General features: G+C 69.2%; 1 protein-coding gene. It reads left to right on the forward strand.

Annotated features, from left to right (window positions below; all coding sequences use genetic code 11):
• The coding region (locus tag BIU91_RS19255) for a hypothetical protein (RefSeq protein WP_216099692.1) at positions 1-208 on the forward strand (208 nt) is incomplete at its 5' end.
• Positions 209-286: the final 78 nt, after the last annotated feature.

Below are 286 nucleotides of genomic sequence, written 5' to 3' on the forward strand. Positions count from 1 at the left end.
CCCCGGATCCAGTAGGACACCCGTCACGCCGGAAGAGGCCCACTCCGTCGTGGACGAGTGGTACGACATGCCGGGCATGCGCGGGAACGAAGCGTTCGTCGACTACGACGCCCGCATGGCGTCGGCGGCCCGCGAAGCGGGTGAGAGCCCGTTCGCCCTCGAGTACGAACTCGACTGCGGTCGACTGGTCTACACGCCGGCCCCCTGACCGCCGCTTGGCCGGACGAGCGCGACGAGCTGTTGTTGCTCGCCGACGGCATCCCGCGATTCGCGGGCCAGATCATCC

Origin of the sequence: Curtobacterium sp. MMLR14_002, assembly GCF_001864975.1 — a bacterium.
In the GTDB taxonomy this organism is placed as follows: domain Bacteria; phylum Actinomycetota; class Actinomycetes; order Actinomycetales; family Microbacteriaceae; genus Curtobacterium; species Curtobacterium flaccumfaciens.